The sequence below is a fragment of the Limnospira sp. PMC 1279.21 genome (genome assembly GCF_032349615.1).
GTDB classification, from domain to species: domain Bacteria; phylum Cyanobacteriota; class Cyanobacteriia; order Cyanobacteriales; family Microcoleaceae; genus Limnospira; species Limnospira fusiformis.
The window spans coordinates 1-6,598 of the sequence record NZ_JARPLU010000075.1; the positions used below are offsets into that span (position 1 = coordinate 1).

Sequence of the window (6,598 nt, forward strand, 5' to 3'; positions counted from 1 at the left end):
GATCCAGATTTAGGGTGAGGGCAATGTATTAAGCGACTGGTGAACAAGCTGTATCAGAGGGCGGGTTAATTAATCTTGTCGCCCCCTTCTGTAATTAACGGGGGGTATCAGAGGGCGGGTTAATTAATCTTGTCGCCCCCTTCTGTAATTAACGGGGGGTATCAGAGGGCGGGTTAATTAATCTTGTCGCCCCCTTCTGTAATTAACAGTAGAACCCGCCCCTACATTTATTATTGGTATTATTGGGGTAGCTGGAGTATTTAGCCGCCGTGGGAAGATCTGGCTGGCCATTTTCCCAACTGTCGGTCACAAGACCTCCCCTATACAAAAACCCCTGGGTATCATTGTATCCAGGGGCTTCACAAGCCAATCATATATTTTTGCCATTCTTGGTTCATGCCACTTTTGAGGTGTCGAGTCACCTCAAAATAAAGGCTGCTGTAAGGCTTTCGGGGGGGATGTCTCAAAGGCATTCCGGCTTCCTTCGGGGTGCGACAGCCCTTTTTGACATTACAGCGCATACAAGCGGTTACCAGATTTTCCCAAGTATCACCCCCTTGGCGCGATCGCGGAATCACATGATCAACAGTCAATTCATCCCCCTTATAGCCACAGTATTGACAAGAGTGGCAATCGCGCTGCAAGATATTCCTTCGGGTTAATGGAATTTCTTTATAGGGGACTCGGACATAATGACGTAATCGGATCACAGTTGGGAGGGGAAAATCTGGTAGCAGATACTTACCATTATGCTCAACTTGTTCCGCCTTTTCCTTCAACAATAAGACCACCGCCCGCCGCCAAGTCGTGATATTGAGCGGTTCATAGGAGGCATTCAACACCAGAACATTGCCCATACTAATAAATTGCTGCGATGTAATGATTTTGACCCGATATTATCATATATTTAAATTTTTGGCCTGGGTCGGGAAATCCCCAGACGATATTGGTATCTAATTGGTATCTGTGTATTTTAACTTTCGCGCTAAGGAATGATAATGGTTAGCAGGAAATCTGAGCCACTAGCCCAGGACGATCGCACCTATACCTATGAGGGTGAATGTGAACATCGTGCTTGGGTAGAAGTAGACCGCTGGGCGATCGCCAATAACGTCAAACAGATCCGCCACCTACTATCCCCGGAAACTAGGTTTATGGCTGTAATTAAAGCAGATGCCTATGGTCATGGGGCGGTGAGTGTGGCTAAAATTGTGTCTGAAATTGGGGTTGACGATTTCGCGGTGGCTACCATTCCCGAAGGTATTGAATTGCGGCGCTTAGGTATTCAACAGCCTATTTTAGTGCTGGGGGCTGTTCATACTTCTGATGAGATCAAGGCGATCGCCCATTGGGGACTACAACCCACTTTATGCACGCCGACTCAAGCCCTACTTTTCTCGGAAACTCTCCAATCAATTAAGCGATCGCTACCCGTTCAACTTAATATAGATACCGGAATGTCACGGCTGGGGACTTGGTGGGAACAAGCCCTAGAATTTGTGCAACTGGTGCGGGGATTACCTAATTTGGAGATTTCTGGCATATATTCCCACTTCGCCACCGCTGATATTCGCGATCGCACCATTATGGATCAGCAACATTGGCGCTTTCAACAGGTCTTAGCCCAAATTCAGGAACATACAACCCTCTTCTCTATCCCTACCGTCAAACCCTGTTTACATCTAGCCAACTCCGCCGCCACCTTAACCGACCCAGCTTTACATTATGATATGGTCAGGGTCGGCTTATCCCTTTATGGATTATATCCCGCCCCTCATTTGCGATCGGTCGTCAATCTTCAGCCCGCCATGAGTATTCGCGCCCGTGTTACCCAAATCAAAACCATTGAAGCTGGGTGCGGCGTTAGTTACGGATATAAATTTATCGCCAAACAAAAGACTCCCATTGCAGTTGTGGGTATTGGCTATGCTGACGGAGTACCCCGCCACCTGTCTAACCAGATGAAAGTCCTAATTCGCGGTCAATTCGTCCCCCAAATTGGCGCAATCACAATGGATCAGTTAATGTTAGATGTAACTGCTATTCCTGATTTACAGGTCGGAGAAGTGGTCACCCTTTTGGGAAGCGATCGCCATCATAGCATTTCCGCCGATGATTGGGCGGAACAGTTAGGCACGATTTCCTGGGAAATCCTCTGTGGATTTAAACATCGCCTTCCTCGGATTCTTATTAATTAAACCCTGAAACCACAAAACATGAGTTTTTTTAGACCATCACCGATTACCCCTGGTCCCGGACAAGAATCAGTTTGGGACTATCCCCGTCCCGCCAAATTGGAGGATACCAATAAACACCTGCGGATTATTTTTAATGGCATTACTCTGGCTGACTCCCGCCAAGCTAAACGGGTTTTAGAAACTAGCCACCCGCCAACATACTACATTCCCGGCGATGATATTCAACTTGAATATCTTGTGGAAACTTCCCGCCGCACTATGTGCGAATGGAAGGGAGTTTGTGTTTATTATGATGTCATTGTCGGAGATAAGCGAGTATCTAATGCCGCTTGGCGTTATGTGCAGCCAACTCCCAGTTTTGTCGATATCCAAGACTGTTACAGCTTCTATGCTAGTCTCATGGATGAATGTTATGTTAATGATGAGTTAGTGCAATCTCAACCCGGAGATTTTTACGGCGGTTGGATTACTCAAGATATTGTCGGACCTTTTAAAGGTGGGGCGGGGACAATGGGCTGGTAAATCCTTAATCATTTCACCTGAACACCGCTAGAGAGAACAGTTAATAACTATCCCTCTGGCGGTCATTAAATAACCCCAAATCTCCGAGTATATATGAATCTTGAGATAGCCATGATTACCAGTATCATTAGCCATAATTAGTTAATCCTGTATGGCGCGAGATTCAACCAATTTTTAATGGTAACTAACCCTTTAAACCAAGTGATTTTAAATCCATCCTTTCCACCCAATTTAACCACAGAAGCCACCACCATTCACCCCAGCCAAAACGTGACTCAAACCATCCTAGAAAATGGTCTGACCGTTTTAACCAAACCCGTCCATACCGCCCCAGTTGTGACAGTCCAGGTATGGTATAAAATCGGCTCACTAGACGAACAACCGGGGGATAATGGTATCGCGCATCAACTGGAACACATGATGTTTCAAGGTACTACTACCCGCCCTATTCAATATGGTAGTTTATTAGAAACCTTGGGGGGAGATTTTAATGCTTTTACAGGTTATGACCAGACAGCATATCATAATACTGTGGAATCTAATGCCTTAAAAAGCGTTCTCATTTTGGAAGGCGATCGCCTCAAAAATGCCCTGATTTCTCCAGAGCAACTTGACAAAGAAAAAGGAGTAGTTATCTCCGAGTTACAGGGATATGAAAATAGCGCCCAATATCGCCTCAGTCGCGCCGTAATGGAAGCCGCCTTTCCTCATCATCCCTACGGTTTAATGATTGGTGGAACTAAAGCAGATGTCGAAACTTTCACAGTCGATCATGTGCGTTCTTATTACCATCTCAATTATCGCCCTGATAACGCGGTTTTAATTGTGGTTGGTGACTTTGACCCCGCATCAATCCTCACCACAATTCAGGAAATCTTTGGCGGCATTCCTAACCCGGATGAACCTCCCACCCGTGTACAGCGCGGACAAATTCCCAGTACCTTTCCCCCCCAGATTTTACCATCAAATCAACCGATTATTCTACAGGAACCGGGAGCCGTCCCCTTCAGCCTAGCAATTTATCCAATCCCCGCCATTAATCATGATGATATTCCCGCCCTGAATATCCTGGATTATATTTTAGATAATGGTGGTCGTAGTTCTCGGATTTATCAAGAATTAATCGATAGTGGAATTGCGACGGATGCTGGCAGTACAGTAGTTAATTTAAGTGCGGGAGGTTGGTTAGAAATGTGGGGAACTACCACTAACATCAAATCTCTGAACCGCCTCGATAAAGCCTGGCAAAAAATGATTGTCAAACTACAACAAAAATTGGTGACTACGGAAGAACTTGATCGCGCCAAAACCCAAATTATTGCTAGTTCCATCCTGGAAAATCGTGATCTGACCAGTCAAGCCATGCAATTAGGTTTAGACTGGACAACAACGGGGAATTATCGCTATACAGAAGATTATCTAAAAGCGATCGCCAAAGTCACAGCAGCAGACGTGCAAAAAGTCGCCCAAACCTATCTCAAACCAGAATATCGCACCCTGGGAAGATTTGAACCCACCCAGACCCAAACCGAGTCAACAACAGACCCAAATGCTCTTAATTCCGCCGCCACTAAAGTTAATATCCAAACGAACGGTCATCATCGCATTAGTGAACCCCCAGACCCAGCAGCCATCAGCCAATATCTGCCAGAAATTCCCCCCGCGAAAGTTCACACCATCACGCCGCCGGAGTCTTTCACCCTAGATAATGGGATGCGAGTGTTATTACTAGCGGACAATAGTACCCCATCGATATCAATTCGGGGATTTGTGAAAGCCGGGGAAGAATTTGACCCCCAAGGTCGGGAAGGGTTAGCCCTACTAACTGCGGAAAACCTAATGAGTGGAACAGTCAGTTATAATGGGCAATCATTAGCCCGTCGTCTGGAAAATCGAGGCGCAAATCTGGAATTTACTGCCGCCACGGAAGGGGTAGATATTTCGGCTTCCGCTCTCAGTGGTGATTGGCTTCTGGTTTTGGAAACGCTGGCTGATGTATTGCAAAATCCCACCTTTCCCCAAAAATGGTTAGAACTGATCCGCCAACAACAGATATCTGAGTTACTAGAATCTGAACAGAATCCCGCCTATGTGAGCCACCGCGCCCTACAAAAGCAGCTTTATCCCAAAAACCACCCGCTGCATAGTTACCCCACCCAGAACAGCCTCAGAGCCATCTCTCGTGATGAGATTAAGAATTTCCAGAGGACTTATTATCGCCCTGAGCGGACAGTTTTGGTAGTAGTCGGAGATTTTGATTTAGGGTTGATGCGATCGCAAATCGAAACCGAATTTGGCTCCTGGAAAAACCAAACCACCGCCCCGGAAAATCCTTGGCCGCCCGTTTCCCTACCCACCAAATTTGTCTGGCTACAGGAAGAGATACCCGGTATAGTGGAGTCAGTCACCGCCATGGGATATCCTAGCATAGACCGCCACGATTCCCGCTATTATGCAGCCCTAGTTCTTAATCACATCCTAGGGGGTGGCACTTTGTCAAGTCGCCTAGGACTGGAATTGCGCGATCGCCACGGACTCACCTATGGGGTGTATAGTTGGTTTAATTCCGGGTGGCGTTGGGGTTGTTTCACTATCGAAATGCAAACCGCACCGGAAAACGCAGCATTAGCAATTGAGAAAACCCTCGCCCTACTCAAACAAGTTCAGCAACAGGGAGTTACCCCCGCCGAAGTAGAAACCGCTAAACATAATATAATTTCGAGCGATCGTGTAGCTTTAGGAGATCCTGAGTTTCTCGCTGGTGTAATTATGTGGAATGAAATCTTCCAATTTACCCCCACAGAACTTAATCAATTTTACCAAAAAATTGACGCGGTGACTCCCTCATTAGTTAACCAAGTCGCCAGGGAACTTATCCACCGCGATCGCATAATTGTTGTCACTTCCCAACCCGCCATTACCAAACCTTTTGTCGGGCGCGTCAACAGCCCCAAATAGACCAGTTTTTGAGGGTGCGTCCTGGTGATGACGCACCCCGTAAATACCTAATCAATCATTGATTATCCTAGTAGTGGATAATTATATAATTCCGGTTCCCTTACCTCGGCTATCTTCAGACATAGTTAATTTACCTTCTTCGTCAGTTTCATTAACTTGTTTAAGGGTTTCGAGTCGTTTCGCTTTATCAGCTTGTTCTTGTTCCCGTAAATCACCAGGTTCCTCAATGTACATTTCTGGTTCAACCGCAAAATTATCTAATAGCCCTTCTCGACTCATACGATAACCACCCGTAGTATCTGTGGTTCCCTCTGCTGCGTCAGGAGTCTTTTTAAAGTTGTCCCCCTCCCTTTCCATGCGGGCGGCTGTTTCCGCTGACATGATGTTGCGATCGTAGTTATCACCTACTGTGGCTTGATTATTTTTTTGAGTTGCCATAATTTAATTTTCTCCAATTTTGTGCTACAATTGCTTAGTTATCTTGTGTTACTGGGTCAATGAATCACCCTATTTATTAATGTTGGGAACTATGTCGGGGCGTTCTTTATCCTCCCAACCGACAGGACGCTTAGAGTTATACCAAGCAATAGAACCAATAGAAGCTGCTGCAATAAACCCTACTACCAAGGATAAAGTAGCAGCCACTGGAAAATGAGGCGCATTTGTTGCCACTTCACCTAGAACTAAATTAATATCCATAAACAGATATTTTCCTCACAAATCAGCATTAACCCCATACTATCGGTTCATCTCTATCGAGTCTTCTACCTGTAGTCGTACATTAATCATCAATTGCATCATCCTAAAGTTCAATACCAATCATTCCTAGGGTGGTGCGTCAGATATCAAACCGTTTCGGCTGAGAAACCCGGTTTCCTGACCTCTGTGGGAGAAACCTTTCTTCGAGAAACCAGGTTTCT

General features: G+C 45.8%; 6 protein-coding genes. 3 read left to right on the forward strand and 3 right to left on the reverse strand.

The annotated features are described in order from the left end of the window. Positions 1–359: 359 nt before the first annotated feature. Positions 360–857, reverse strand: a complete 498-nt coding sequence (locus P5683_RS12900) for an HNH endonuclease (protein WP_006621648.1) — start codon at positions 855–857, stop codon at positions 360–362. Between the two features lie 141 nt (positions 858–998). Between P5683_RS12900 and alr the strand changes: the two genes are divergently transcribed. From alr to P5683_RS12915, 3 genes are all read left to right on the forward strand, one after another. Further along, positions 999–2,198 carry an alanine racemase gene (gene alr, locus P5683_RS12905; protein WP_273248423.1) on the forward strand — a complete coding sequence of 400 codons (1,200 nt, stop codon included), beginning with the start codon at positions 999–1,001 and terminating at the stop codon, positions 2,196–2,198. Between the two features lie 18 nt (positions 2,199–2,216). Beyond that, positions 2,217–2,720, forward strand: a complete 504-nt coding sequence (locus P5683_RS12910; RefSeq protein ID WP_187758145.1) for a DUF427 domain-containing protein — start codon at positions 2,217–2,219, stop codon at positions 2,718–2,720. 177 nt (positions 2,721–2,897) lie between these two features. Further along, entirely contained in the window at positions 2,898–5,678 is a 2,781-nt protein-coding gene (locus tag P5683_RS12915) for a pitrilysin family protein (RefSeq protein ID WP_315640126.1), read from the forward strand. 81 nt (positions 5,679–5,759) lie between these two features. Here P5683_RS12915 and P5683_RS12920 read toward each other — a convergent pair whose 3' ends face one another. Beyond that, positions 5,760–6,116, reverse strand: coding sequence for a hypothetical protein (locus tag P5683_RS12920; RefSeq protein ID WP_006621653.1), 357 nt, complete (start codon positions 6,114–6,116; stop codon positions 5,760–5,762). 69 nt (positions 6,117–6,185) lie between these two features. Continuing rightward, the gene (psb35, locus tag P5683_RS12925; protein WP_006621654.1) at positions 6,186–6,377 is read right to left on the reverse strand and encodes a photosystem II assembly protein Psb35; all 192 of its coding nucleotides are present in this window, start codon (positions 6,375–6,377) and stop codon (positions 6,186–6,188) included. Positions 6,378–6,598: the final 221 nt, after the last annotated feature.